This is a genomic window from Mesorhizobium sp. GbtcB19, assembly GCF_019091085.1.
In the GTDB taxonomy this organism is placed as follows: Bacteria; Pseudomonadota; Alphaproteobacteria; order Rhizobiales; family Rhizobiaceae; genus Mesorhizobium.
Genome location: NZ_JAGXJY010000469.1, coordinates 1 through 239 on the forward strand (window position 1 = coordinate 1; position 239 = coordinate 239).

The 239-nt window shown below is 66.9% G+C and carries 1 pseudogene; it reads right to left on the bottom strand.

The window, feature by feature from the left end:
• Positions 1-239 (bottom strand): annotated as a pseudogene (locus KVT37_RS32760) (uracil-DNA glycosylase); the annotation flags it as partial.

Genomic DNA, 239 nt, shown 5'->3' on the forward strand with positions numbered 1-239 from the left:
GAACGCCCCTATCCCCCTGAACCCCCTGGCGAACTTTTCTCCCGTCAGCACGCCCGTATTGGTGTTGTAGGGCGAGCAGTGATAGCTGGAAAACAGCGCGATGCCGCCGGCCTCCTGCCGTCCGCCATGACGGAACGGGATGGCCGCGACGCGCTCGCCCAGCGCCCGCACCGTCGGCTGGTGCGCGAGCGAACCCAGGGTCAGGATGGCGCGCAAATTGGGAAAGCGCGCGATGGTTG